This window comes from Rhizobium sp. 05L419 (assembly GCF_056397845.1).
Genome location: NZ_JBFTOF010000037.1, coordinates 1 through 26,064, shown reverse-complemented (window position 1 = coordinate 26,064; position 26,064 = coordinate 1). Strand labels below are relative to the sequence as shown.

Annotated in this window: 22 protein-coding genes and 3 pseudogenes; 18 read left to right on the top strand and 7 right to left on the bottom strand. The window is 58.3% G+C overall.

Going from position 1 to position 26,064, the window contains the following annotated elements; translation table 11 throughout:
• Nucleotides 1-90: 90 nt before the first annotated feature.
• Nucleotides 91-591, bottom strand: coding sequence for a hypothetical protein (locus AC1DMK_RS28545; RefSeq protein WP_477863697.1), 501 nt, complete (start codon nt 589-591; stop codon nt 91-93).
• 396 nt (nt 592-987) lie between these two features.
• On the opposite strand from AC1DMK_RS28545, the gene AC1DMK_RS28540 reads away from it, so the two are divergent.
• Nucleotides 988-2,046 carry a type IV toxin-antitoxin system AbiEi family antitoxin gene (locus tag AC1DMK_RS28540; protein WP_477863696.1) on the top strand — a complete coding sequence of 353 codons (1,059 nt, stop codon included), beginning with the start codon at nt 988-990 and terminating at the stop codon, nt 2,044-2,046.
• On the top strand, nt 2,034-2,903 hold the full coding sequence (locus tag AC1DMK_RS28535) for a nucleotidyl transferase AbiEii/AbiGii toxin family protein (RefSeq protein WP_477863695.1): 870 nt from the start codon (nt 2,034-2,036) through the stop codon (nt 2,901-2,903). The genes AC1DMK_RS28540 and AC1DMK_RS28535 overlap by 13 nt, the downstream gene beginning before the upstream one ends.
• A 235-nt stretch (nt 2,904-3,138) precedes the next feature.
• On the opposite strand, the pseudogene AC1DMK_RS28530 reads toward AC1DMK_RS28535, so the two are convergent.
• Nucleotides 3,139-3,624, bottom strand: a pseudogene (locus AC1DMK_RS28530) (IS6 family transposase); the annotation flags it as partial.
• A 201-nt stretch (nt 3,625-3,825) separates the two neighbouring features.
• Between AC1DMK_RS28530 and AC1DMK_RS28525 the strand changes: the two are divergent.
• The gene (locus AC1DMK_RS28525) at nt 3,826-4,041 is read left to right on the top strand and encodes a hypothetical protein (RefSeq protein ID WP_196246810.1); all 216 of its coding nucleotides are present in this window, start codon (nt 3,826-3,828) and stop codon (nt 4,039-4,041) included.
• A 60-nt stretch (nt 4,042-4,101) separates the two neighbouring features.
• Here the strand turns inward: AC1DMK_RS28525 and AC1DMK_RS28520 are convergent, their stop codons facing one another.
• Genes AC1DMK_RS28520 through AC1DMK_RS28510 form a run of 3 tightly spaced genes read right to left on the bottom strand, consistent with a single transcriptional unit; the run spans nt 4,102 to nt 7,293 of the window.
• Nucleotides 4,102-4,941, bottom strand: coding sequence for a TIGR01459 family HAD-type hydrolase (locus tag AC1DMK_RS28520; RefSeq protein ID WP_477863694.1), 840 nt, complete (start codon nt 4,939-4,941; stop codon nt 4,102-4,104).
• On the bottom strand, nt 4,934-6,184 hold the full coding sequence (locus tag AC1DMK_RS28515) for an FGGY-family carbohydrate kinase (RefSeq protein WP_477863693.1): 1,251 nt from the start codon (nt 6,182-6,184) through the stop codon (nt 4,934-4,936). The genes AC1DMK_RS28520 and AC1DMK_RS28515 overlap by 8 nt, the downstream gene beginning before the upstream one ends.
• A gap of 26 nt (nt 6,185-6,210) precedes the next feature.
• On the bottom strand, nt 6,211-7,293 hold the full coding sequence (locus AC1DMK_RS28510; protein WP_477863692.1) for a class II aldolase/adducin family protein: 1,083 nt from the start codon (nt 7,291-7,293) through the stop codon (nt 6,211-6,213).
• 175 nt (nt 7,294-7,468) lie between these two features.
• On the opposite strand from AC1DMK_RS28510, the gene AC1DMK_RS28505 reads away from it, so the two are divergent.
• From AC1DMK_RS28505 to AC1DMK_RS28470, 8 genes are all read left to right on the top strand, one after another.
• Nucleotides 7,469-8,248: a DeoR/GlpR family DNA-binding transcription regulator gene (locus tag AC1DMK_RS28505; protein ID WP_477863691.1), complete on the top strand. Its 780-nt coding sequence runs from the start codon at nt 7,469-7,471 to the stop codon at nt 8,246-8,248.
• Complete coding sequence (locus AC1DMK_RS28500) at nt 8,245-9,654, top strand: FGGY-family carbohydrate kinase (protein WP_477863690.1); 1,410 nt, start codon at nt 8,245-8,247, stop codon at nt 9,652-9,654. The genes AC1DMK_RS28505 and AC1DMK_RS28500 overlap by 4 nt, the downstream gene beginning before the upstream one ends.
• Nucleotides 9,651-11,201: a sugar ABC transporter ATP-binding protein gene (locus AC1DMK_RS28495; protein ID WP_477863689.1), complete on the top strand. Its 1,551-nt coding sequence runs from the start codon at nt 9,651-9,653 to the stop codon at nt 11,199-11,201. The genes AC1DMK_RS28500 and AC1DMK_RS28495 overlap by 4 nt, the downstream gene beginning before the upstream one ends.
• A 34-nt stretch (nt 11,202-11,235) precedes the next feature.
• The gene (locus tag AC1DMK_RS28490) at nt 11,236-12,219 is read left to right on the top strand and encodes an ABC transporter permease subunit (RefSeq protein WP_037066835.1); all 984 of its coding nucleotides are present in this window, start codon (nt 11,236-11,238) and stop codon (nt 12,217-12,219) included.
• Nucleotides 12,220-12,290: 71 nt separating this feature from the next.
• Complete coding sequence (locus AC1DMK_RS28485) at nt 12,291-13,229, top strand: ABC transporter substrate-binding protein (protein WP_477863688.1); 939 nt, start codon at nt 12,291-12,293, stop codon at nt 13,227-13,229.
• A gap of 80 nt (nt 13,230-13,309) precedes the next feature.
• Entirely contained in the window at nt 13,310-14,209 is a 900-nt protein-coding gene (locus AC1DMK_RS28480; RefSeq protein WP_477863687.1) for a sugar phosphate isomerase/epimerase family protein, read from the top strand.
• Nucleotides 14,210-14,287: 78 nt separating this feature from the next.
• Nucleotides 14,288-14,485: an ATP-binding protein gene (locus tag AC1DMK_RS28475; RefSeq protein WP_477863686.1), complete on the top strand. Its 198-nt coding sequence runs from the start codon at nt 14,288-14,290 to the stop codon at nt 14,483-14,485.
• Between the two features lie 814 nt (nt 14,486-15,299).
• Nucleotides 15,300-16,208, top strand: coding sequence for a LysR family transcriptional regulator (locus AC1DMK_RS28470; protein ID WP_477863685.1), 909 nt, complete (start codon nt 15,300-15,302; stop codon nt 16,206-16,208).
• Between the two features lie 19 nt (nt 16,209-16,227).
• Here AC1DMK_RS28470 and AC1DMK_RS28465 read toward each other — a convergent pair whose 3' ends face one another.
• Nucleotides 16,228-16,476, bottom strand: coding sequence for a CBU_0592 family membrane protein (locus tag AC1DMK_RS28465; protein ID WP_477863684.1), 249 nt, complete (start codon nt 16,474-16,476; stop codon nt 16,228-16,230).
• A gap of 253 nt (nt 16,477-16,729) precedes the next feature.
• Between AC1DMK_RS28465 and AC1DMK_RS28460 the strand changes: the two genes are divergently transcribed.
• From AC1DMK_RS28460 to AC1DMK_RS28435, 6 genes are all read left to right on the top strand, one after another.
• Complete coding sequence (locus tag AC1DMK_RS28460; RefSeq protein WP_477863683.1) at nt 16,730-18,298, top strand: ABC transporter substrate-binding protein; 1,569 nt, start codon at nt 16,730-16,732, stop codon at nt 18,296-18,298.
• The gene (locus AC1DMK_RS28455) at nt 18,298-19,245 is read left to right on the top strand and encodes an ABC transporter permease (protein ID WP_477863682.1); all 948 of its coding nucleotides are present in this window, start codon (nt 18,298-18,300) and stop codon (nt 19,243-19,245) included. Before AC1DMK_RS28460 ends, AC1DMK_RS28455 begins: the two co-directional genes overlap by 1 nt.
• Entirely contained in the window at nt 19,242-20,069 is an 828-nt protein-coding gene (locus AC1DMK_RS28450) for an ABC transporter permease (RefSeq protein ID WP_477863681.1), read from the top strand. The genes AC1DMK_RS28455 and AC1DMK_RS28450 overlap by 4 nt, the downstream gene beginning before the upstream one ends.
• Entirely contained in the window at nt 20,066-21,679 is a 1,614-nt protein-coding gene (locus AC1DMK_RS28445; RefSeq protein WP_477863680.1) for an ABC transporter ATP-binding protein, read from the top strand. The genes AC1DMK_RS28450 and AC1DMK_RS28445 overlap by 4 nt, the downstream gene beginning before the upstream one ends.
• Nucleotides 21,680-21,711: 32 nt before the next feature.
• On the top strand, nt 21,712-23,718 hold the full coding sequence (locus AC1DMK_RS28440) for a CocE/NonD family hydrolase (RefSeq protein ID WP_477863679.1): 2,007 nt from the start codon (nt 21,712-21,714) through the stop codon (nt 23,716-23,718).
• Nucleotides 23,719-24,153: 435 nt separating this feature from the next.
• Nucleotides 24,154-24,969, top strand: a complete 816-nt coding sequence (locus tag AC1DMK_RS28435; RefSeq protein ID WP_477863678.1) for a metallophosphoesterase — start codon at nt 24,154-24,156, stop codon at nt 24,967-24,969.
• A 51-nt stretch (nt 24,970-25,020) separates the two neighbouring features.
• Here AC1DMK_RS28435 and AC1DMK_RS28430 read toward each other — a convergent pair.
• A pseudogene (locus AC1DMK_RS28430) lies at nt 25,021-25,224 on the bottom strand (RES family NAD+ phosphorylase); the annotation flags it as partial.
• 428 nt (nt 25,225-25,652) lie between these two features.
• Between AC1DMK_RS28430 and AC1DMK_RS28425 the strand changes: the two are divergent.
• Nucleotides 25,653-25,910 (top strand): annotated as a pseudogene (locus AC1DMK_RS28425) (NADPH-dependent FMN reductase); the annotation flags it as partial.
• Between the last annotated feature and the right edge of the window lie 154 nt (nt 25,911-26,064).

Sequence of the window (26,064 nt, the reverse complement as noted above, 5' to 3'; positions counted from 1 at the left end):
TGAGTGGCGACGCTGGTGATGAGCAACTTTGTTTTCGGTGGAGGCAAAGGCGATCCGTTGCTAAATTCCCGTGCTGCGACGCCGCAGAAGTCAGGTGCCCGATTCGAAACTCGGGCAGACCGTCTGAAAACTCTCAGTGTCGGAACTCACGGTATCGAGATTTTCTTGATTCCATGTCCAAAGAACCCGAGAAGGCATTATTGAGCGCTTAGGCCCCCTTCTTTGATTCAGAAAGTGTGTAAAGCGCACTGTCATGCTCGAACAGCGGCGATGAGGCCCGGCACACCGACGAGGGTGATGGCTCTTTTGATGTTGTAGGCGAGCGCCGTCAGGCTGAACGTCCGCGCGGACGTTTTCCAGCCGTCGTATCAGGAACGCGCCCTGGTACATCCATTGCTTGATCGTGCCGAACGGATGCTCGACGCTCTCGCGCCGCCGGTCCAGAATGTCGGGCCGGGCGGCAAGACGCGCCGCCATGCGGTCGAGCACCGCTTCGTTCTCAAGGCGCGATACGCGACGGAAGCATTTGGTGTAGCGTTCGCGCAGATGGCACGCCTTACATGCCTCGCGGTTGGTATGGTCGATCTTCACATTGTCGCGTGACTTGCCGTAATGACGGGTGACAGCACTTGGTCTGCGGGGCAAAGGTAAATGTCATTGTTGGGAAGTGCCAGACGGTGAGATGACGTACTGGCGGAGTTTGGCGCGACCGGAGAAAATTGTTAAATCGATTGCAGACTTTCGGTCAGTGCTACGCAGTGCTCTGGATCAGACGGTCGTGTCGATGATCTTGGATGTCGGCCGAACGACGTTCCTGGATTTTTGATGAAGAACTTACGTCGTTTCAGTCAGCTCAGTATTCAGACGTGTAATTTCGCCGTCATTCTATGTTTCAGCGATTGTTGAAAGCGTTGATTTGGGTGAAATGCTCTTGATTGATTTCACTACTTATGTCATTTTCAGCAAATGTTGAAAACGCAACTGTCAATGAAATCTCTGGAAGAGCAAGCTGTCTTTGCAGTCAAGGAGCTGCTCAACAACGTGCCTGCTCTTCAGGTTCGCGCCGTCGAACTCGCGCATGGTCCGGACGTCGGGGTCGATATAACTGCCCGTTTTACCCACAACGGCCGGCAGCACCTGTTAGTGTGTGAAGTAAAGTCCATTGGACAGCCTCGGCATGTTAGAGCTGCTCTGCTTCAGCTTCAAAGGGCGGCTGACAACTTTACCCCTCGTGCCACCCCAATATTCATTGCTCCATTTTTGTCGCTTGAGGCTCAGGCTCTCTGCCGAGAATACGAGGTGGGTTACCTCGACCTAATGGGAAATGCTCGCATAGTGCTCGATGGCATATACATCGAGCGACAAGTTGCGGACAAACCACCAGCCTTCCAGCGCAGCTTTAAATCGGTCTTCAAGCCCAAGTCAGCGCAAGTACTTCGCATCCTGCTTCGCGATCCTGGGCGGGCATGGAAGGTCGTGGATCTCGCCGAAGCATCTGCTGTGAGCCTTGGCCATGTCAGCAACGTTCGAACGGAGCTCGTTGATCGCGAGTGGGCCGAAGTCACTGCCGATGGTCTACGACTTGCACGGCCTGACGATTTGCTCGACGCTTGGCGTGAGGTGTACGAGGCGCCGAAGGGAGAGCGACTTACCTTTTATACAACCCTGCACGGATCTTTGCTGGAGTCGGCTGCCCGTGAAGTTCTGAGCGCCGGGGCTAGTGCGCCACGCTCAGTCTTCGCTTCCTTTTCTGCAGCGCAGTGGCTCGCGCCGTATGGACGGGTTTCCACTCAGTATTTCTACGCGGACGATGCTGGGGCTAAACGCCTGCACGATTCATTGAAACTGTCGCCCGCTACGGCGGGCGCAAACGTCGTCATTACAGTGCTGCGAGAAGAAGGGCCGCTTCTGGACACAATCGCTCCGGCGCCAAGCATAGTCTGCACGAGTCACGTTCAGACCTATCTCGATCTTGCGATAGCAGGGGAGAGAGGAGCGGAAGCGGCTGATCACCTGCGAAAGGCAAAGCTATCATGGCAAACGTAGTCGTGCCCGATCCCCAGTCTGCGGCTGATTATGAAGACCGCACGACGAAGGCCGTAAAGGGCGTTCTCCTCGAGATCGGCCAGATTCTCGGCGGTTTCAAGGGAAGGTTCGCCGTAATCGGTGGCGCGGTCCCCTGGTTGCTGCTCGACAATGAGGACATGCGTCATGTCGGCACGCTTGATGTAGACCTCGGGCTTGACGCGGAAGCGTTGGGTGATGGCGAGTATGTGACGCTCGTCGAGGCGTTGATGGGGCACGGCTACAAGCAGGGAAAGGAACTCCGGAGATTCCAACTTGTCCGTGAGGTGCCGGCGAGCGATGGTGGCGCGCCCATTGATATAATCGTTGATTTCCTCATGCCCCGACATGCTGAGATCGTAAAAAACAGTCCTCCCATCTTGAGCGATTTTGCCGTGCAACGGGCTGACGGAGCGGATCTTGCCCTCCGTTTCTATCAGTTGGTTGCTATCTCGGGCGATATGCCAGAGGGCGGCACCAACCGCGTTGAGGTCGCGGTGTGTTCCATCCCAGCTTTGTTGGCAATGAAGGGCTATGCCCTCAACGGAAGGCATAAGCAAAAAGACGCGTATGATGTCTATTACTGCATTCGAAATTATCCCGACGGGATAGAAGCACTGGCCGAAGCCTGCAAGCCCTTGCTCGAAGAGAAGAGCGGTGTTCAAGGCTACCAGTGCATTTCAGAAAAGTTTGACCTACCTGAGGGCTATGGCCCGACAAGTGTCCGAAAATTTGTGGCTGAGACCGAGATCCTCGGCGACCGCTCCCCTGACCAGTGGCAACTTGATGCTTTCGGACAGGTGGATGCATGGTTGCGGGCACTGGGCCTGCGAAGCTGAAATTGAACCCGAGATAATGAATGACGCAGCAGTTCGATCTGTTTGTTTCGCCGAACGCAGCGCCTGTGAAAGTGACTGGTTCGCCGGCGATGAAACGCCATTCTCCGGCGGCATTGAACGAAGAGGACATGGTGCGGCACCTCCAGGAGACTGGCCGGTACCGTATCCTGAAAAAGCTCGTGCCTCGTGCAGCGTGCCGAGCGAGGTAGTCGAGGGGAGCTAAGGCCTGATTGTCTTCGACGCCGAGCATGATTTCCCGTTTGGCTGCATCGCAGGATCTGAGCTTATCGGTGACCATGACACGCGGTGTCATGCATTGCCCCCTCAGGAGCTTTCGCATCAGCTTCAAGGCCGCCTTCTTGTTTCGGCGGCTCTGGATCAGAGCATCGAGAACGTACCCATCGGCATCAACGGCGCGCCATAGCCAGTATTTCCTGCCCTTGATCGCAACAACCATCTCGACGTGATGCGAATTGTCGGCAAAACTTCCCCTGTTACGCCGCCGGATGGAACGGGCATATTCTCGGCCGAACTTGGCGGCTCATCCCGCAACAGTCTGGAACGAGACTTCAATGCCACGAACAGCCAGCAGATCTTCTACATGGCGCAGGCTCAACGGAAAGCGGAAGTAGAGCCACACCGCATGCGTTATGATCTCAGCGGGAAAACGATGACGCTTGTAGCGGGCTGTCGTAACATCGGTCGACGGTTTCGGACTCATGCCGGTAAATATCGCCGCAAATGTTAAGGCGACGCTACCATCCGTATCCATATTCGACGGGACAAAGCCGCAAAGCCGATGATGATTGGCAGACAGATTGCGGCCATGATGGCGATGCCATCCTGTCGATCAGCGGGCAGGAGGCAAACAAGACGGCGGAAAGCCCTCATCGGCCGAAGTTCTCCTTGGGAGTGGCATTTGATGCAGAAACCGGCTGAACGTCATTGCCACAGAAGGGAACTCAACGATTATGTTTCCCTTCCCCATGGAACTCGTTCATCTCCTGGCCGCCAGGACGGGCATACCAACGAAATGACAGATGAGCAGGGTGGTCTGCGGACGCTTCCGAAGCAAAAAATGGGCGGTCTCATGTCTGGATGGCGCCCGGTTGGCAATGTGATTTTGGAAGATGGTTGAGCTTTGTGGGGTCATGCCTCCCCCTTGTTTACGGCAGATCGACGGTTGGATCGAACGGCGCTAGATGCGCAACGCGCTCATGATAAAGGTAGGAAAAGCACCGGCTTTCGACATCAGTTCATCGAGTTCCGCGCGGTCGTTTTTTGCGAGTATTCCCGTACGAACAAGCACCGAGTCCAGTCCAGCCGTCTTTGCTCCGAGTATGTCGTGCTCGATGCTGTCACCGACACAAACGACACGTTGGAGGTTGGGATCGCCAACGAGGCGGCGGGCATGTTCGTAGATTTCCGGATAGGGCTTGCCTAGCCAGACGACGGTTCCGCCGATTTCCTCGTATAGTCTGGCAATGCTCCCAGCGCCGGGCGCTATCGATCCCTTGTGAAGTTTGTGGATGTCGGGGTTTGTGCAGTAGCAAGGCAGTCCTCGCTCCGCAGCCGGGCGTAACATTTCACGATAGTCGTCCATCGGAACATGTTCGGCCTCGCTGCCAGAGATGATGACGACGTCGGCGTCGCGGGCCGAAACGGTGGCCGTGAGCCGCAATCTGTCGGCAAGATTGCTGTCGCCGCCGCTCGAAACGGTGAGACATTTGGAATTCGCGGGCAGCGCTGCCCCGGGGCGTGACAGTATGTCGAAGGCAACGTCTCCCGAGGTGACAAAATGATCGAAGCTGTTCTGCGCAAACCCGATCTTGACGAGTCTGTCGGCGTTAAAGTCGCCGCTGCGGCCGGAGTTGGACAGGATGACAACGAGTTTGCCTGCTGCCTTGAGATGTGAAATGGCTTCGATTGCGCCCTCGTAGGGACCGCTGTCGTCTCTGAGGACGCCAAACTGGTCTACGAAGAAGACGTCGTATCCGTTGATCAGTTCACTGAGGGTTGCGTGACGGGGTCTATGCATCTTGATTGTCCAGGTTGTCGAGCGCCAGGGAGGCGGTTCCTACGGCTGCCTCCACCGACCTTGCTGGCAGCGTCTTTATTCCCATTGCCTTCTCCCTCATCGCAGACCAAGCTGAGTTCCGGGCGCCTCCGCCAACGGTTCTAAGACTTTTGATCGCAGGGCCGCCTAGTTCCCGGAGGCGCTGATAGCCTAGCCGCTCGATTTCAGTCATTCCCTCGAGGATCGCCTGGAAGAACTGACCATCATCCGCGGGCGCGGGGGCAAAGCGCGGTTGATAGTTCGGATCGCTGAGGGGAAAGCGTTCGCCTGGCTTCAAGAGCGGATAAAAATCCAATCCCAGGGGGCGCCCTGGATCCACCCTTGCCGTCAGTTCCTCCAGCCTGTCATCGCCAACTAAGGCCTTGAGGACATTGCCTCCACTGTTGGACGCTCCTCCAGCCAGCCAGAATTTACCCACGCGATGCGAATACACGCCGAATTCTGGGGCGCTGATCGGTTCGCTGGAAGCCAGCTTCAGCACAATTGTTGACCCAAGCGCGGTCACCGCGTCACCGATTTCAGATGCTCCGGTCGCCAGAAAGGACGCACAGCCATCCGTCGTGCCAGCGTGGAAAAAAGAAGATTCGTGAACTCCGGTATCCTTAAGATATCCGGCCATTTTGGCGAGCGGCTTTCCCGCACTGAAGACCTCTGGAAGCTTGGCACGATCCATCCCCGCGGCTTCGATCCAGTCAGGCCATTCTTGCGCGAGTACATCATAGCCGGATTTGAGGGTATTGTTCTCATCGCTCACGCGTCCCGGACATCCGAGCATCATCAAGATCCAGTCGGCCTGATGAAGAACGGCATCGACGCCATTCTGTCTCGCGAGAAAGATCGCCCGGGCAAGGCCGGAATTTGGTCCGACTGCAGTGCTGCCCGGTGGAGCATGCTTCGAAATCTGTTTGACAATTTCGGCGTCGGGGCAGGGGTCGTTGTACATCAGAACGCCGCCCGTCGGTGCCTGGTTCCTATCGATGGCGAGAACTGTGCCCGAGGTTCCATCGACCGCAACCCCTCGTACGCTTGCCAGATCCACCTGATCTTTGAGGCGCTCAACAGCTTCGCGCACGCGCGCCCACCATGCCATCGGCTGACGAAGTTCGTCCAGGGAAACGAAGGGAGCGGCGGCGAACCCGACTGGGTTGCCTGAACGATCAATGGCGGCTGCCCGGGCTCCCGAAGTACCGATATCGATCCCCAACGTTGCTGCGGGTTCCCTTGCGGCGATCACGCCGGCTGTCCGGCGGTCTTACGATCGAGGGCCTGGCGATATATCTCGGCCTCCCAATGCGTCAGTTCATATTCGTCCTCCGGTGTGAGGTAGGCAACTCTCTCTGCGCAAGCAATACGCCCGACGACCTCAGCCAGGCAGCGCGCCATGACCTCCCCGCCTGCCGTCAGGGAGTTGTGCAGGAGAACGCCTTTGCCGCGCACTATCAACATCTTGGATGCCTCGCGTCCCTCTTTTCTGCGGAGTGCTTCCAGGTCGGCTGCAGTCTGCCCGTCCTCCAGCGTGCCGATCTCCGTGCCGAGAAAGATAACATGATCTGGATACATGGAGCCGCCCAACGCGAAATCCTGGTTCACGGTCAGAAGTGCTGGAGCATGGCTGCCAGGGTCCTCGGCGGGGTGATAACCAGACCCCAAGGACGCCACAGATAGCGCTGCGATGTCTTGCTCGCCGGTCGCGCGTGGCGTCACGGAGAGCGCCTCGGTTACCCGACCGATCCGCTCGGCAACTTCTTCGACGGTGTTACCGCACACGATGATGCCGTGGTTGTGAAGGATTAGAACGTCAGGTTTGCCATCGGCCGCTTTTTCGATCTCCCGTGCAAGTGGCGTCCCCGGACGGCGGTACGGAATCGAAACCCATTTCAGATCGGGCACCCCGGCCATCCGATCAGCTAAAACGTCTTCGCGCTTTTCGATAACAGCCAGTGAGATCGTATTGACGCAGTGGTAGTGGGCGACCACCGGACTTTGCAGGGCCGCGTGGAAGCTGGCCTCGATCGATGGGCGCAGACCACTCGTGTTGAGCTCCTGGACGACAAAATCCGTCGACTTTTCGGCCCTTTCGTCGCCCTCCCGCAGCGCTTTGACAAGCGGCTCGACGAATACCGGAACCATGATGTCCTGTGTGCCCGCGTTGGCCAACCACGTTCCCGACGCTTTGACCCACATCACGCCGTCGCTCTTAATCGACGTGTTTCCGCCAGCCCCTTGCGTTTTAAGGATATCGTTTCCGATCTGGGCCGAAAGCCTCAAAAAGTCTTCGAACGCCTCTGTCTTGCGCAGGTCCGGCGGTGCCATATCATTCTCCTCCAGTACCGCCCAGCTTCTGTTGAGCGACTTCACGCGCAATCCTATTAATGTGATTAAAGATCGTCAATGATGAAGATTTCGCATCTTTAATGTTGCGAGATAAAACGTCCTGTGACTATAGTTCACCAATTGCGCTAGGGAGAAGCGCCAGTGGAGGCCTCGTTTGAACGACTCTGATCGCCATCGGATGATCACCGACCTGCTGCGCGAAACGCCGTTTGCGTCTGTCCGCGACCTGCAGGAACGCCTCGGCGTGTCTCCAGCGACGATACGGCGCGACATCGACAAGCTGCACGAGGTGGGCAAAGCCCGAAAGGTGTATGGCGGTATCTCGGCGACAGACGCCGCCACCTCCGCGCGTTTGTCCGCAAGGCCGTACAACGAAAATCGCGATATCGCCGTCGAAGCCAAGCGTGCGATTGCGGAAATGGCCGCTTCTCTGGTGCACGACGGCGACTCCATCATCGTCCACGCCGGGTCGACCTGCTATCAGCTTGGTATGCAGCTTGCCCGACGCAATGTGCGTCTTTACACCAACTCCATGCCGCTCGCCGCATACCTTGGTGAGCACGGCACGTGCCATCTCACGCTGGCGGGAGGCGAGCTCTATCGCGAGCCAGGTATTGTCCACGACCCTTCGGCGGGTCCTCCGGATTTCTTTGCTTCGCGCTTCTTTGTCGGAACGCAGGGCATCAGCAACGACGGCCTTCTCGAAAGCCATCCCCTGTTGACCAAGGCGATCGGTGAACTCAGCAGTTGCGCCKACGAGATCGTCCTCCTCGCGGATAGTCGCAAGCTCTCGATCCGGCCACGCAATGTCGTCCTTCCCCTGTCGCGCATCGGGACGATCGTAATCGATGACGGGTTGTCCGACGCGGGCGCAAAGATGCTCGAGGACGCGGGGGTGACCATTCTGATCGCCGTTGCGGGGGGGCAGGAATGACCGACCGATCCGCAATCGCCGTCTTTGATCTGGGCAAGACGAATTCGAAGCTTTTCGTGATGTCTTCCGACGGAACCGTCATCGGGGAGGGACGCACAAAACCCGAGTGGGTCGATGCCGCCGATGTCCGGGTCCTGGATGACGGAGCGCTTTTTGAATGGATGGAACTCTCCTTGGCGCAGGCGGTCGAGGATCACGGTGTTGGGCGGGTGGTGTTCTCGGGTCACGGATGTACGTTCGCGCTCGTCGGCGCTGACGAGCTCGTTCATCCTATCCTGGACTACGAGCAGGAACCTCCGCGTGCCGTTGCCGACCGCATCGATGTCCTGGTTCCTGATTTTCGAGAAACGTTTTCCCCGCAGTTGCCGCTCGGCTTCAACTACGGGCGGCATATTCTCTGGCTCGCGAATCGTGACCCCGACATTGTCGCCAAGTCTGATGCCATTCTGGCCTACCCACAGTTCTGGTCGTGGAAATTTTCCGGCCTGAAGGTGTCAGAGGTTTCCTATCTCGGATGCCATTCTCACCTTTGGGCTCCATTGGAGAACGACTTCAGCAGTCTGGTTGATGGACAGTCCTGGCGGTCGAAGATGCCTCGGCTTGTTCGGGCGGGCGAAGAACTCGGTTCATTTAAAGTGGCGCTGTCCAACGGCAACGATGCCGATGTCATCGTMCACAACGGGGTGCATGATAGTAATTCGGCTCTCTACTTCTATCGGTCGATCGGTTTCACCGACTTCACGCTTGTGTCGACGGGAACCTGGGTCATCATTTTCAATACGTCATGCCCCTTGGATGCGCTGGACGAGAAGCGGGATATGCTGGCAAACGTGACCGTCGATCATCAGCCAGTGGCCACGATCCGCTTTATGGGTGGCCGCGAATATGACGTCGTGAGTGGCGGGTGGGAGAAGCCAGTCAGCCGCCAGGCCATCGTATCGGTCATCGTCAAGGGCGTCTTCGCTCTGCCCGCGTTCGCCGCCGGTGGGCCGATGCAAGGCAGTGAAGGGCGATTTGTCGGCCCTTCCGTTGAAGGCGAGGAGCGCGCTGCAGCGGCGCTCCTCTACGTCGCTTTGATGACAGACATTTCGCTCGATCTCATCCGCTCGACCAATCCGATCGTGATAGACGGAGGCCTCGTGAAAACGGGGCTCTTCGCCGCCCTCCTTGCGCAACTGCGGTCGGGACAATCCGTATTTACGAGTGCCAACGCCGAGGGAAGCGCATTCGGGGCAGCTGCGTTGGTCTTTGATCAACTGGGCTCCAATCCGTTTGTGGACGAAACCGTCCGGGCGGCGGCACTAGGTGTGTTTGGCCTGGAAGCGTACCGGGATGCATGGCGTGGCATGGTCGAAATCGATCGTCATGATGAAGACGGTGACGGCCGGAAGGAGCTACTGGCATGAGCAACGCGGCAATGGTTTCCAGCGCGAGAACGCCCGTGCTTGAGATGCGCAACATCAGCAAGACTTTCAGAAGCACCAAAGCCCTGTCGAACGTTTCACTGACAGTCCATCCAGGCGAAGTCCACGCACTGATGGGCGAAAACGGCGCCGGTAAATCGACGCTCATGAAGGTACTGTCCGGGGCTTATACCGCCGACGCGGGCGGATCGATCCTTATCGATGGCCACCAGATTGTTACTGGCGACCCGACAAAAGCAAAGGCGAACGGCATCTCGGTCATCTACCAAGAGCTATCGCTCGCGCCGAACCTGACGGTCGCACAGAACATGTTCCTTGGCGCGGAGCCATCCCGATACGGCGTTCTGGACAAGGCAACGACCCGCGAACGAGCGGAGCCGATACTCAAGCGGCTCGGAATAGAATTCGGCCCGTCGCAGCTCGTGGCCTCGCTATCGCTTGGCGAACGCCAGATGGTCGAGATCGCCCGGGCGCTTACCACCAACGCACGCATCATCGTCATGGACGAGCCGACGACCTCTTTGACCTCGAGGGAAACMGATCGTCTATTCGAGGTGATTGCGGGCCTCAAGGCGCAGGATATTGCGATCATCTACATCAGCCACCGCATGGAAGAGATCTACCAACTTGCCGATCGTGTCAGCGTGCTCAGGGACAGCGCCTATGTCGGCACCTTGGAGCGTTCCGAACTGTCAGCCGCGAAGCTGGTGTCCATGATGGTCGGCCGTGATCTTTCCTCCTTCTACAAGAAAGAACATCGTTCCTCCGAGGGAGCCACGAAAACGGTTCTCTGCGTCCGCAACCTCGGCGACGGGCGACGTGTCCATGATTGCTCGTTCGAGGCTCATGCCGGGGAAGTCCTTGGCATCGCGGGGCTGGTCGGCTCCGGCCGCACGGAGTTGGCGCGACTTGTCTTTGGCGCGGACAGCAAGACATCGGGTTCCGTCTTGCTCGACGGAAGCGAACTTTCCCTCTCCGGCCCCCGTGACGCTCTCGATGCCGGAATCGCATACCTGACGGAAGACCGCAAAGGCCTTGGATTGTTCCTCGATATGACGATTGGCGAAAACATCAACATTGGTGTTATCGGAAAGGACGCTGCCGGTGGCGGTATCCTCAATTTTGCTGCCGCGAAAACGCGGGCGGCGAAAGCGATTTCGGCGCTTTCGATCCGCACTCAGAGTGCATCGATCAACGTTGGAGCGCTGTCGGGCGGCAATCAGCAGAAGGCTCTCATCGCGCGCCTCCTGGAGACCAAGCCGCGCGCAATCATATTCGACGAGCCAACGCGCGGTGTGGATGTCGGGGCAAAGTCCGAGATCTACCGGATCATTGATGCGCTTGCCCAGACGGGTATCGCTATTGTCGTCATATCCAGTGACCTGCCGGAGATCATCGGCATCGCCGACCGCGTTTTGGTGATGCGGGAAGGCAGGATCGCGGGAGAAATAACAGGATCGCCGGATCGTCCGATTGGGCAGGAAGCCATCATGGCACTATCGACGGGGTCATCCGAACAGCATGCCTGACGGCGAACGACACAAGAAAGACGGGATACAAATCATGGCCGCGACATCGACCGATCAGCCGAATGCCAGCAAGGCGAGATTCCGCTCCACACTTACGGCCTTGGGTATGTTGCCTGTGCTCGTCATTCTGGCGATCGGGTTCCATCTGCTGAGTGGGCGTTTTCTCAGCGTCAACAACCTGTCGATCGTGACGCAACAGGCCTCGATCAACACGGTGCTCGCCGCAGGCATGACGTTCGTCATCCTCACGGGCGGCATAGACCTTTCCGTCGGTTCGATCCTGGCGGCCTCCGCAATGGTTGGGGTGATTGTTTCGCTGTGGCCGGATATTGGCATGCTCGGTATCCCTGCTGCCATTGGCGTCGGCCTTGCCTGCGGCGTCGTCAATGGCGTCATCATTTCCTTTCTCAAGCTGCCGCCGTTCATCGTGACCCTCGGCTCGCTCACGGCGATGCGCGGGATCGCCCGTCTCCTCGGCAACGACACCACGGTCTTCAACGCCGATCTTCCATTCGACTTCATTGGGAACGGTTCGATCCTTGGTATTCCCTGGCTTGCGATTATTGCTCTTGCAACGATCGTCATCTCTTGGTTCATCCTCAAGCGAACGGTGCTGGGCACATGGATCTATGCCGTCGGCGGCAACGTAGAGGCCGCTCGCCTCACCGGGATCAAAGTGCCGTTGGTTCTGCTGTTCGTCTATTCGATGTCCGGTCTGCTTTCTGGCGTCGGCGGCGTTATGTCCGCGGCTCGGCTGTACGCGGCAAATGGTCTTCAGCTTGGCCAGGCATACGAACTCGATGCCATCGCCGCTGTCATCCTTGGCGGCACGAGCTTTGTCGGAGGCGTGGGCTCGATCTGGGGAACGCTAATTGGCGCGCTGATCATCGCGGTCCTGTCCAACGGCCTCATCCTCGTCGGTGTCTCAGACATCTGGCAGTACATCATCAAAGGTCTCGTCATCATCATTGCCGTCGGTCTAGACCGCTATCGGCTTAAAGGACTTAGCCGCACCTAAAACGCGGCTTTGGAAACCCCGGTATAGCCGGAAAACAAGGCGCTGGGAGCGTCCTAAAACGGAGGAAAAGCATGAACATCGTATCGAAACTTCTCGTAGGTACCGCCATGGCGGCAACCCTTGCTATGCCAGCGGCCGCTAAGGATCTGCAGAAGATCGGCATCTCCGTTGGCCTGCTTGGAAACCCGTTCTTTGTGGCGACGATCAAGGGCATCGAGGACCGTGCAAAGGAAATCAATCCGAACGTTCAGGTCACGTCGGTCTCCGCCGACTACGACCTCAACAAGCAGGTCTCGCAAATGGACAGCTTTGTCGCCGCTGGCGTCGACATCATCATGCTCAACGCCGTCGACGCAAAGGCGATTGCGCCCGCCGTCAAGAAGGCGCAGGCAGCTGGCGTCATCGTCGCCGCGTTCGACGTTTCCGCACCGGGGGCCGACGTCACCGTCATGACGAACAATATCAAGGCTGGGGAAGAAGCCTGCCAGTACATCGTTGATCAGCTCAAGGGCAAAGGCGATGTTGTCATCATCAACGGACCTGCGTCGTCTTCGATCATTGACCGCGTTCAGGGTTGCAAAAACGTCCTGAGCAAGAGCCCGGACATCAACATTCTGTCCGACGATCAGAACGCCCAGGGTTCCCGTGACGGTGGCCTCGCCGTTATGCAAGGCCTGCTGACACGCTTCGACAAGATCGACGCGGTGTTTGCGATCAACGATCCGACCGCTATTGGCGCAGAGCTGGCTGCCAAGCAGCTGAACCGCAACGATTTCTTCTTCACGGCAGTGGATGGCGCCCCGGATATCGAGAAGTCGCTGTCCAGCGGCAAATCGATGATCAAGGCGTCCGCATCGCAGGATCCGTACACGATGGCTGGCGACTCGCTCAAGATGGCTGTCGATGTCCTGAATGGAAAGAAGCCCTCTCAGGACACCGTACTCCTCGATCCACAGCTGATCACCGCTGACAACATCAAGGACTACAAGGGCTGGACTGCAGCTCGCTAAAGGTCTCCTCCCGGAGGATCCGCCGATGCTCTCGTGCTCGGCGGATCACTTCTTCAATGCCCAATCAGGAATCTGCTGCCATGTCTAAAATCGGCGTTCACTCGTTTGTCTGGAGTGCTGGCTCTTCCAAGGACGAGCTCGAACGGACCCTCGTCCGTTCACGTGAACTTGGCTTCAACCTAGTGGAATTCTCGTATCTGGATCCGCAACAGGTCGACGTCAATTGGCTTTCTTCGCGCCTAAGCGGGCTCGGTCTTGAAGTCGCCGTTAGCATGGGTTTGCCCCCCGAAGGCGATATCACCAGCGACGACAAGTCCATCAACGTCAACGGCGAAGCGATCCTTGACCGTGCTGTGGCGCTCGTCAGAGACCTTGGAGGCTCGAAGCTCGCTGGAATTCTGAGTTCTGCCCACGGCAAACAGGAGCAGGCGCTCACCAGGAGAGCATGGGACACGAGTGTCGGAACGCTTTCAAAGGTTGCCGAGCGTGCCAAAGCCGCTGGAGTCTCTTTGAACCTCGAGATCGTCAACCGGTTCGAAAGCAACATGCTAAATACTGCCGCCCAAGGTATGGCCTATATCGCCGACACTGGTGCGTCCAACGTGTTCCTTCACCTCGACACCTTCCACATGAATGTTGAGGAGGCTGACGTCGGCTTGGCAATCCGAAATGCCGCAGACAAGATCGGGTACGTTCACATTGGTGAAAGCCATCGTGGATATCTCGGGACAGGCAATATCGATTTCGCGACAATCTTCGACGCTCTCGTCGCGATCAGATGGAACGACTACGTGACGTTCGAATCTTTCTCCACGACGATCGTCGACAAGGACCTTTCGTTGAAAACCGCGATCTGGAGAAACCTCTGGGATGACAACGTCGCGCTTGCAAAACACGCGCGTCAGTTCATCGAGCTCGGCTTGGAAACGGCCCGGCTCAAGGCGGAACTCGTCAAGAGCGCGCATTTGCCAGCCGCCTGAGCGACACATTCAGGGTTGAGTGGAGACGCGAAAGTGCATCACTGCCCAGAGCCACGCCACCGAGCCTGCAATTTGCGAATGAAACAGTGCTTGCGGGTGGGCGCCGTAGACTGGCGCGCCGACGACGCCCGCACGAGGGCAAGAGGAGGCTCGGGTCTCGGTTTGTCAGTTGTGAAAGCAATTGCCGAGGCTCATGGCGGGCAGGCGTCCATCGCCCAGAGCAGCGGCGGAGGTGTCGTCGCGCGGCTCTCCATTCCTCGTTCACAAGAGCGATAGGCTCCATATTCGCAAACCGTCTACAGTCCTTCCACGCGATATGCATGAAATCGCTGTTCAACGGAGGAAGGCCGAGTAGAGGCGATGACGGCCTCTGCCGCATCACTGTATTCCTCGGGCAACAGCCAAGCCGCAGCCAGCGAGGCATCAATGACAAAGGACGTTACCGGCGCCCCTCGTCTCTCCTGGCGGGACGAGGTTCTCCTCATCGGAGGAAGGTTGTGCCCTCCCATGGGCGGCCCGCACCTCGTTGACCAGGAGCAGGTCGGTTTCCTTGCGGACTCTCGAGAGCCTGGCGTCGGATCGTTGCCACGCAAGATGATCACATCTTCGCCGGCTTCGACCCGGACGAGCAGTTCAGACAGATGAGCCTTTTGGCTTCAGAAACCATGACGGTGGTGCCCATGGCGCGCCTTCAGGAAGAGTGGTTTCAGGTAGGATAGATCGCAAGCGAACTTCGGTGGATCTTATCACCGCCGATAAGCACGACCTGTCGGAAGTGAGGTCACCAACTCGCAATCATGCCATGTGAGGAATACGAACTGGCAGGCTCGCCCTTCGCAGAGCAGGAAATCACACAAAGGGCCTGATCGATCGGCACCCAGTCAACCCGAAATTAAGTAATTGAAATCCTTTAAGTTTGCAGGTGGCTACGCTCATACTGCGCAGGTGACTCAAGGCGGGCTAAGTTGCCAGGACTGCGGTTGAAGACCAATTTTCGCACATTTTCTCGAGGTGCCGGAATGTGCCAATCGACAGATTGCTTTGCCCGCAGTTGCATGCTAGCTGCCACCAATCATAGCAGAGGGCAACCATGGCTGTCGCCGGCCGGACTTCAATGCCGCCATTGAACGCACTTGTCGTCTTCGATCGTGCGGCTCGTCTCGGGAGCTTCTCGCGCGCCGGCCAGGAGATGGGCCTGACGCAGAGTGCCGTCAGCAGACAGATCGGCAAGCTCGAGGCTTTTATCGGCTCCAAGTTATTTGCCCGCCTGCCATCCGGCGTGCAGCTTACGGCGATCGGCGAAAGTTATGCGGCAGATGTGAGCCGCCTCCTTGGCGAACTGAGCTCTGTGACTGACGGGCTTCGAGCCTGGTCCGGGCAGCGCCAGATCACGATCGCCTGTTCGCGTGGTATTGCGGACCAATGGTTTCTCTGGCGGCTGGCGCAATTGAAGGACGACATTCCTGGCATCGAAGTACGATTGCGGGTCACCGACGACGTCGCTCATTTGCGCCTCGATGAGTTTGATCTCGCGCTCTTTTATCGGAAAGAGCGGCCGATCGGCGTCAATCTGACGGTGCTCGCGCGAGAAGAAATCGTTCCTGTATCGGCTGTCGGTACGCCCAACATCATGGATATTGAAGCGCCACTGCTGATCTCCATCGAGGATTCGATGCGCGAATGGCAGGGTTGGTCCGACTGGTGGCAGGATGCTCAATTGAAGCCGCCTGCAAATGCACTGGAGTGGCGTCTTGGTGACTATGGCCTGTGTGCGGCGGCAGCCGCACAGGGCCTCGGCATCACCCTCGGCTGGACATGGCTGATCCGCGAGCAGCTTGAAAACGGAACGCTTGTGCCGGTTCACAGCCACCTGATGCGTTCCGACGCCTATTTCTACCTGATGCGTCCCGCTGATCGCCACCAGCGCAAGATCGTGCGTGAAGTCTCAGAGTGGCTGGTGGCAAGCAATGGCGGCAGCTACGATGACTTGGAATCATAAGCATCCGCTGCCAGAGAGCCTACTGGCCTGCGCGTCCGACGCGGAAGCGCACATATCCGATGATGGTGAAGATCAGCCAGGCGACTTGCGTCACCAGTGATCCAAGGTTGAAGTTGCAGGATAGTGAATAGATAAGGCAGATGCCGCCAAGAACGTTCAGCAGCGTTGTTCTGCTGTCTTCGACAGACAGAATGCGAAGTTGCAGCAGCGCATAGGCTGTAAGATAGAAGACAGCGCCGATAAGGCCGACGATATCCGGCAGACTCATTTGATCCTCCAGGATCGGTATGATGCACAAAACGAACGATCTTATACGAACGGAAGGATCATCTTTCGACCGCTCGACCAGTGCTCCTTTATCCCGGCCGAAAGAAAAGCCAATGCTCGCAAATGGCATACCCCCATGACTAAAAGTCATACCGGAGAGGCGTTTCGCCAGTCTGGTCATGCCCGATGATGTGCGCTAGGCCAATCGCATAAATTTCGACGGCGGAAATGCCGTGAATGAAGGGAACGACGAAATGTCCGACAACAAGACCACCTTTGAATTGACGCGCCGCAGCTTCATGGCGGGGACTGCAGGGCTCAGCATGGCGACAGCCGGTGGGCTGCTCGGCATGCCGGCTTTTGCCGCTGCCGAAGACAAGCCGAAAAAGGGCGGTGTTCTCAAGCTCGGCATCGGCGGGGGCAGTACGACGGACAATTTCGACCCCCGCATTCTCAAGGATTGGGTTCCGGTCAACCAGGCCTATATGATCATGAACGGCCTCGTCGAAATCGACGCCAACAACAGCGCCGTTCCAGAACTTTTCGAGAGCTGGGAAACCAAGCCCGGCGCAACGGAGTGGACTTTCAAGGTTCGCCAAGGCGTAACGTTCCACAATGGCAAGACGCTGACTGCAGATGACATCGTCTACTCCCTCAACCTGCATCGCGGAGAAACGACGTCGGCAGCACGTTCGGCTGCCGCCCAGTTGGCGGACGTCGTCAAGGTGTCGGACAGCGAAGTGAAAATCGTCCTTGCGAGCGGCAATGCCGACCTGCCTTATATTCTCTCCGACTATCACTTCTTGGTCGTGCCGGACGGCTGGACCGATTTCAACAAGCCCGTCGGCACCGGTCCGTTTGTCTACGACAGCTATCAGCCAGGTGTTCGCGCGCGCTTCAAGCGCAATGAGAGCTACTGGAAGCCGAACGCGGCTTGGGTCGATGCGGTCGAAGTCATCGTCATCAACGACATCTCTGCGCGTACCAACGCGATGATGTCTGGCCAGGTTCACGCCATCAACCAGCTCGACTTTAAGACCGTCGATCTCCTGAAGCGCAATCCGAATCTCAACATCGTGCAATCGGCAGGTGGCCAGCACTTCACCTTCCTGATGGATTGCACGCAGGCTCCCTTCACCGACAACAACATCCGCCTCGCCATCAAGCATGCGATCGATCGCGAACAACTGTTGAAGACGGCACTGCGCGGCTATGGCCGCATTGGCAACGACCATCCGATCCCGAGCACGGATCCCTTCTACGCTGCCGATCTGCCACAGCGTCCGTACGATCCTGAAAAGGCGAAGTATTATCTGAAGCAGGCCGGCCTCGATAATTTGAAGCTTTCTCTCTCGGCCTCGGATGCCGCCTTCTCCGGCGCGGTCGACGCGGCAGCGATCTTCCGCACCAGCGCGGCCGCAAGTGGCGTCGACGTATCGATCAAGCGCGAACCGGCTGATGGCTATTGGGACAACGTCTGGATGAAGGCACCGTTTTGCATGTCCTACTGGGGCGGACGCCCGACGGCCGACCAAATGCTGACGATCGCATATTCCTCCACCTCGGCCCAGAACGATACGCATTGGAAGAACCAAGCCTTCGATGCCAAGCTGCTCGAAGCGCGCGCACTGCTCGACAAGGCCAAGCGCAAGGAAATCTACGCCGAACTGCAGGCGCTGATTTCCAATGAAGGCGGAGCGATGATCCCGATGTTCGGCGACTATCTCGATGCGACGTCGAAAAAACTGAAGGGCGTCACGACGCACCCCATGTTCAATTTCATGGGCGCACGTCTTGCAGAAAAGGTTTGGCTGGAATCTTGATGGCTGCTCTTATCCTCAGGCGGATCGCCCTCGGGATCCTGACCCTTCTTCTGGTATCGGCATTGATTTTTGCCGGTACCCAGTTGCTGCCCGGTGACATCGCCTCCGCGATCCTTGGTCAGAACGCGACGCCGGAGTCGCTTGCGGTCCTGCGCGAACAGCTCGGGCTCGATCAGCCGATCCTGCAACGCTATGCCACCTGGCTAACGGGTTTCGTGACCGGCGATCTCGGCAATTCGCTCGCCAATCAGCAGCCGGTTGCCGATCTTCTCTGGCCACGCTTCTATAATACGATGGCGCTTGCCGCCTTCGCGGCAGTGATCAGCGTCCCGGTCGCGATCATCCTTGGCCTGGTCAGTGCCGTTAAGCGCGGCAGCCTCTTCGATCGCGTCGTCAACATCCTGGCATTGGCCTTTGTATCGCTGCCGGAATACTTCCTTGGTCTGCTGCTGATCCTGTTCCTGTCGATCCGTTTCAACCTCCTGCCAAGTCTTGCCGACACGTATGATGGCATGAGCTTCCTCGAGTGGATCCAGGCAACAGCTCTGCCCGCCTGCACGCTGGTGCTCGTTACCGTCGCACAGATGATGCGGATGACCCGCACAGCGGTTCTCTCGGTCATGGATCAGGCCTATATCGAGACCGCCTATCTCAAGGGTCTGCGCACCAAACGCGTGATCACGCGCCACGCGTTGCCGAACGCCGCCGCCCCGATCGTCAACGTGGTCGCCTTCAACATCGCCTACCTCATCACCGGCGTCGTGCTGGTCGAAGCGGTCTTTAACTACAACGGATTGGGTCGCTTCATGGTCGACGCTGTCTCCAAGCGCGACCTGCCGCTGGTGCAGGCTGCCGCCATGGTGTTCGGCGCGGCCTATGTGGTTCTCAACATCATCGCCGATGTCGCTGCCATCGCGCTCAATCCGCGCCTGAGGCATCCCCGATGAGCAATACCCGCAAGTCCATTCCCGCAACGGCCTGGATCGGCCTTGCGATCGTCGTCGCGAACCTGATCTTCTTTGCCTTCGGTCCCATGATTGCGCCCTACGGCCAAGAGCAGATCGTTGGCGCGCCGTTTGACCCGCCGTCTGCCGATTTCTGGTTTGGCCTCGACCAGAACGGCCGCGACATGGTGTCTCGACTGCTGTTTGGAGCGCAGATGTCGATTGGCGTTTCGCTATCAGCCTCGCTGCTCTCCTTTGCAATCGGCGTGCCGCTCGGCTTTCTTGCGGCAATCTTCGGCGGCTGGATCGATACGGTTGTGTCGCGTATCGTCGATACGGTGATGTGCATCCCGGTGCTGATCTCGGCGCTMGTCGTCCTGCAGGCGCTCGGTTCGTCGCTGCCCGTATTGATCGTCACCATCGCGTTGCTTGATTCCACGCGCGTGTTCCGCTTGGCACGTATCGTCGCGCAGGGCGTCAACGTGCTCGAATATGCCGAAACCGCCCGCTTGCGCGGCGAAGGGCTGGGCTGGCTCATCCGCAAGGAGATCCTGCCAAACACCCTGCCGCCGCTGATTGCCGAGTTCGGACTGCGCTTCTGCTTCACCTTCCTCTTCGTGGCGGGCCTGTCGTTCCTCGGCCTCGGTATCCAGCCGCCATTTGCGGACTGGGGCGGCATGGTGAAGGACAACCAGCAGGCCATCTTGTACGGCCTCTACGCACCACTCTTTCCGGCAGGCGCGATCGCGATCCTGACCGTAGGCGTCAACCTCGTCGTGGATTGGCTTCTGGCCAGCCGCACCGCTATGCAGGGAGCCGACAGATGAGCGATGACACGATCCTTTCCATTCGCGGTCTGGTCGTCAAGGCGCCGAACGGTGCTACGCTGGTCGACGGGATCGACCTCGATCTTGCCTGCGGCGAGGTCCTTGGGTTGATCGGTGAATCGGGCGCCGGCAAGTCGACGATCGGCCTTGCGGCGATGGGTTATGGCCGCGGTGGTTGCCGTATCGCAGACGGGCGTATCGTCATCGGCGAGGTGTCGATGATGGACGGCACGCGTGCAACGCGGGAAGCCGCGCGCGGCGCTCGTATCGCCTATGTCGCGCAAAGCGCGGCCGCCTCCTTCAATCCGGCAAAGCGCATCGGCCAGCAGATCATGGAAGGGCCGCTCTACCACGGCCTGATGAATCGCGGCCAGGCGCTAGCCTGGATGCTGGAACTCCTCACCGCGCTGCAGCTGCCGGAACCGGAAACCTTCGCGAACCGCTATCCGCATCAAGTCTCAGGTGGTCAGCTCCAGCGTGCCATGGTTGCCATGGCAATGTCCTGCCGCCCCGACATTCTGGTGCTGGACGAGCCGACGACAGCACTCGATGTGACGACGCAGATTGAGGTCCTTGCGCTCCTTCGCGATCTCATCCAGCGATACAACACGGCCGCGCTCTACATCACGCACGATCTGGCCGTGGTCGCGCAGATCGCCGATCGCATCATGGTGCTGCGTCACGGCAAGAAGGTCGAGCTGAGTACTGCCGAAGAGGTCTTGGAAGCGCCGAAGGAAGACTATACCCGCAAGCTGGTAGCAGAGCGCAAGGCAAGCATTGTTGGAGACCGGTCGGCGCACGAAGCCGGCTCCGTCCTTCTCGAAGTGAAGAACGCCGTTGCCTATTACGGCAAGAAGCAGGTGCTGGCTGACGTGTCCTGCCAAATCCGTCGAGGCGAGACATTGGCGGTGGTCGGCGAATCCGGATCCGGAAAATCAACGCTTGGCCGCGTCATAGCCGGGCTCCCACCTCACTCTTCGGGAATGATCAGTCTCGACGGTCATCGGCTTGCTGCGAGCTATCGCAGCCGTTCGCGCGAAGAGCTTCGCCGGATCCAACTCGTCTACCAGCTGCCGGATGTCGCGCTCAATCCGAGGCAAACCGTTGCCGAGATCATCGGGCGTCCGATGACCTTCTACTTCGGCATGACCGAAGAGCAGCGCACGACCGAGGTAGCGCGGCTGCTCGATCTTATCGGCTTGCCGGGCGATTTTGGTCAGCGATTGCCGGGCGCGCTTTCGGGCGGCCAGAAGCAGCGCGTCTGCATAGCGCGCGCGCTTGCTGCAAAGCCGGACCTCATCATCTGCGACGAAGTGACGTCGGCGCTCGATCCGCTGGTGGCCGAGGAAATCCTGAAGCTGCTGCGCAAGCTGCAGGACGAACTCAAGGTCTCCTATCTGTTCATCACCCACGATCTCGGTGTCGTAAAGCGCCTTGCGGACCGGACCATGGTGATGCAGCACGGCAAAGTCGTCGAAGAAGGCACGACCTCCGACATCTTCAAGCCGCCCTACGCACCTTACACCGAGCAGTTGATCAGCTCCGTTCCGGAGTTGCGGCGCGATTGGCTCGATGACGTACTGAAGTCACGCGGCCAGACGGCCGCCTGACCACGCTGCCACATTCAGCCGGGAAAAGAACGATGACTGTAACGATTCAAGAACACATCTGGATCACGATGAGCGATGGCGCACGCCTTGGCGCGCGCCTCTGGCTGCCGGACGGCATCGAAAGCGCGCCAGTGCCCGCCGTTCTGGAATACATCCCATACCGCAAGCGCGACGGCACGCGCGGCCGCGATGAGCCAATGCACGGCTATTTCGCCCAAAATGGCTATGCCGCAATCCGCGTCGACATGCGGGGCACGGGCGAATCCGACGGGCACATGGCCGACGAGTATCTCAAGCAGGAGCAGGATGACGCACTGGAGGTGATCGCATGGATCGCCGCACAGCCATGGTGCGATGGCAACGTCGGCATGATGGGCAAGAGCTGGGGCGGGTTCAATGGCCTGCAGGTCGCGGCTCTCCGTCCGCCCGCCTTGAAGGCGATCATCACCGCCTACTCGACGGACAATCGCTTTACCGACGACATTCACTACATGGGCGGTCTGCTGCTCAACGACAATCTCTGGTGGGGCACCATCATGCTCGCCTACCAGAGCCGTCCGCTCGACCCCGAGATCGTCGGCGAGGAATGGCGCGCGCGCTGGATTGAACGTCTCGAAAAGCTGCCTTTCTTCCCCGCGCTTTGGCTCGAGCACCAGCGCTACGACGACTACTGGAAGCACGGCTCGGTCTGCGAGGACTGGTCGGCAATCGAATGCCCCGTGCTGGCGGTCGGCGCCTGGGCGGACAGCTATACAAACGCCGTGCCGCGGCTGCTTGAGAAACTCCAGGTGCCACGACGCGGCATCATCGGCCCGTGGGGCCACGTTTATCCGCAAGACGGCGCACCTGGCCCTGCCATCGGCTTCCTGCAGGAAGCGGTACGCTGGTGGGATCACTGGCTGAAGGGCAAGGACAGCGGCGTCATGAACGAGCCGATGCTGCGTGCCTATATCAACGATACGGTCGAGCCGACCGGCTCGCGCGACACCACGGCCGGACGCTGGGTCGGCGAGGAGAGCTGGCCTTCGCAGACGATCGAAAGCCGTTCATTCACGCTTGGCGCCGACCATACGCTCGGCGTGCAGGCGAAATCGCCTTCCACGCTCACCATCTCCTCCCCGCAGAGCCACGGCAAGGCGGGCGGCGAGTGGATGGCCACGGGCTGCCCGGGCGAACATCCGACTGACCAGCGTCTGGATGACGGCGGCGCCCTCGTCTTCGACACAGTTCCACTGGACCTCGCAATCGACATTCTCGGCGCACCCGTCGCCCGGCTGAAGTTTTCAGTCGATCAACCGGTAGCTCAGGTCAATTTGCGCCTTTCGGACGTGCTGCCGGATGGTCGCGTGACCCGCGTCAGCTATCAGGTATTCAATCTGAACCATCGCAATGGCCACGATGTGCCGGCTGTGCTTGTTCCCGGTCAGGTCTACGAGATCGCAATCAAGCTCAACGACTGCGGCTATCGTTTCAAGAAAGGCCACCGTATCCGCCTGTCGATCGCGACGGGATACTGGCCGATGGTCTGGCCATCGCCGGCGGCCGTCACGCTGTCCGTTGTGGCGGGAGACAGTGCGCTGGAACTTCCCGTCCGGCCTCTCGACCAAGCGGAAAAAACCATCACGTTCGAGACTCCTGCCCACGGACCGTTGACCCCGATCACCCAGCTCGATCCAGGCAGCGTTCGACGCTGGACGATGCAGGATCACGTGACTGGCGAAACCACCTATGTCACCGAAGGCATCGGCGGCCTCTTCGGAGAGGGCGTCCTACGTTTCGACGACATTGGCACCCAGCTCAGCCACAGCCTGAAGCGCGAGTTGACGATCCTTGACGACGACCCGCTGTCGGCCCGCTATGTGCTTACTCAGACCTACGCGATGGGACGCGAGGGCTGGATGATCGACATTGCTACGCGAACGATGATGAAATGTGATTCTGTCAATTTTTACATTTCTGGCGTTCTAGAGACGAAGGAGAATGGCATTTCTATTGCGACCCGCCATTGGGATCAGACAATCGCACGGGATTTCCTATGAGGCCCGTTGAGTTTCGTTGGAATTCCAACACCGCATCATAGCACCGGAGCGGGCACGCGATCGCTTGTCGACTTCAGCGAGGCTTGGTCGCAAGCAGCGTGGCAATTGCAGTGTTGATTTCCGCCAGTGCTGACCCGGCGTTTTCCACCGAGATTTGACCCGCCTATTAGGTAGGTTTCGGGTCGGTAGTCGTGGTCAAGTTCCTGCTTTCTCCTTCTACTTCGCGGTGTTGGGTTCGTGCGCCGAGCTATTCTTGAAGCGAAGATGTCGTTTCCGGTTTCTAAGCGACTTGGGCGCTACCGCGGTGGATCAAGCTGCTACATAGCTTTTTGCGTGAGATCTCGACGACATCTTGCGGATTTGCCAGAAGGTAGCGTAGAGGCTGAATGGGTCAAAGCGTGGCGTCGGACCTAATGTCTGCTTGAGAGAGAAATTATGACTGAGGGTGTGGCCTTAGAGATTTATGCGATTGCCGACATCCATGGACGCGCAGACCTCCTTGAGGTCTTGCTGAGTCATATTGCTGTCGCCTCAGGGCAACGCCGATCAAAGCCGATCGTGATATTTCTGGGCGATATGATCGACAGGGGCCCCCGCAGCCCGCGGGTGCTTGATCTCGTGGCCTCGACGCTTGAACTTTATCCTGGTTCGCAATTGGTCCTAGGCAACCACGATTTTTACCTGCGCGCTTTGCTTCGCGGGGAACTCTCACATGAAGACGCGGTCAACTGGATGGATTGGGGCGGCGTGGCAACCGTAAGCGCCTACTCCGATCGCCCCGTGCCTGATTTCAAGGGTATTGCCGCAGACATACGTGACGCCTTTCCGCATCATACCGACCTGTTGGAAAACGCGCTGACGTATAAAGAGATCGGTCGCTTCTGTTTTGTTCACGCTGGCATCCGTCCCGGAGTTCCGCTCACCGCGCAGACTGAATACGACTTACGGTGGATCCGGGCGGGCTTTCTCGATCACGTCGACGCTTTCGATCATATTGTCGTGCACGGCCACACCATCACAAATTCGTTGCTTCCCGAAGTCTATGACAACCGGATCGCCGTCGATACCGCGGCGTATCGAACCGGTCGCCTGAGCGCCGCCGTGATCCGACTAGACAAGCTGTCCCATTTCATCTGTACGCAGCTTGACCAAACCGGTAATATAGTGGTTCAGGAGTGGTTGCCTCGACCCATAGGGGCGGGACTCGCGAGGCAGACTGCCTGCGACCAAAGACCGCTCAACGGTCGATAACGTGACAACTCCGCCCTGGGCGCTAGGGCACTGAGCGTTGATCGCCGCCGCCCATGCTCGTGTCCCTGTATGCTGGTCCTTCTCGGTATCGATGAGTTGATTGCGCTGAATGCCAAGCAATGCTGTCGCGCTAAGGTTCACAAACGAGAGATCACGTCGTGAAGTGACCTGCGAATAAGCCTGCCCGGCGAGCTTGCGTTTATCGTGGGTTTCCAGGCCGGCAGCAAAGGAAGGGTCGTGGAAGATTGTTTCCATTGCCGCGCAGTCAAATGTCGTGCCGCCGTAATAACGCTGGCACGGCTGTGTTCCTGGTATCCACAACAGGGCTGAAGCGGGCATTTCCCATTCCCGGGTTGAACTGATTGCCGCCGTACAAATTTAAATGGATTCGATGAACGATCTGGCCTTCGGCCTGACATCCTTCGAGACTAGGCGGCACAATGAATGCGGCGGGGTGATGCCGTCATCGGTCTATGGATTCCTCGCACGGCCTCGACTCGTCACGACGCTGCTTCGAACGGCTCAATCCTTCCGCAAGGCATCTTGATCAGATTAATATTCTAACGCGATCCCCCCCCCCAGCCCGGATCAGAATTTCGAAACTGAGATCAACATTAGCAATTCATCATTGGGATTAATACATAAAGTCCATAGACTATAGTGACAATGAGGGTGTTGCCGAAATGATTATTCTGGGCTTATCGGGGAACGTGAAACGACCATCGCGGACAGCTTCTCTAGTGGAGGCGATTGTGTCAGCTGTCGCATCACGGCTTGGCGCGGAAGGTCGAACCATAGAACTGGTCGATGCCGCCCCCGTTGTGTTCAAGGCGTTGCGAGCTGACCAGCTTGATGCCGAAGGACGGGCAATCATCGATGTTGTTGAAGCGGCGGATGTACTCGTTGTCGGTTCGCCAGTCTACAGGGCTTCCTATACAGGCCAGGGCAATCGGGTGAGTTAACGGGTGACAATTGGCTTGCGAGCTGAATCTGTCGAGATCGTCTGATTCTTTAAAGGGCGATCTGGATGAACGATTTAGCGTGCGCTGCCGGCGCTTTGGCCGAGACCGAGACGGTTGTATTTCTGAAACATTT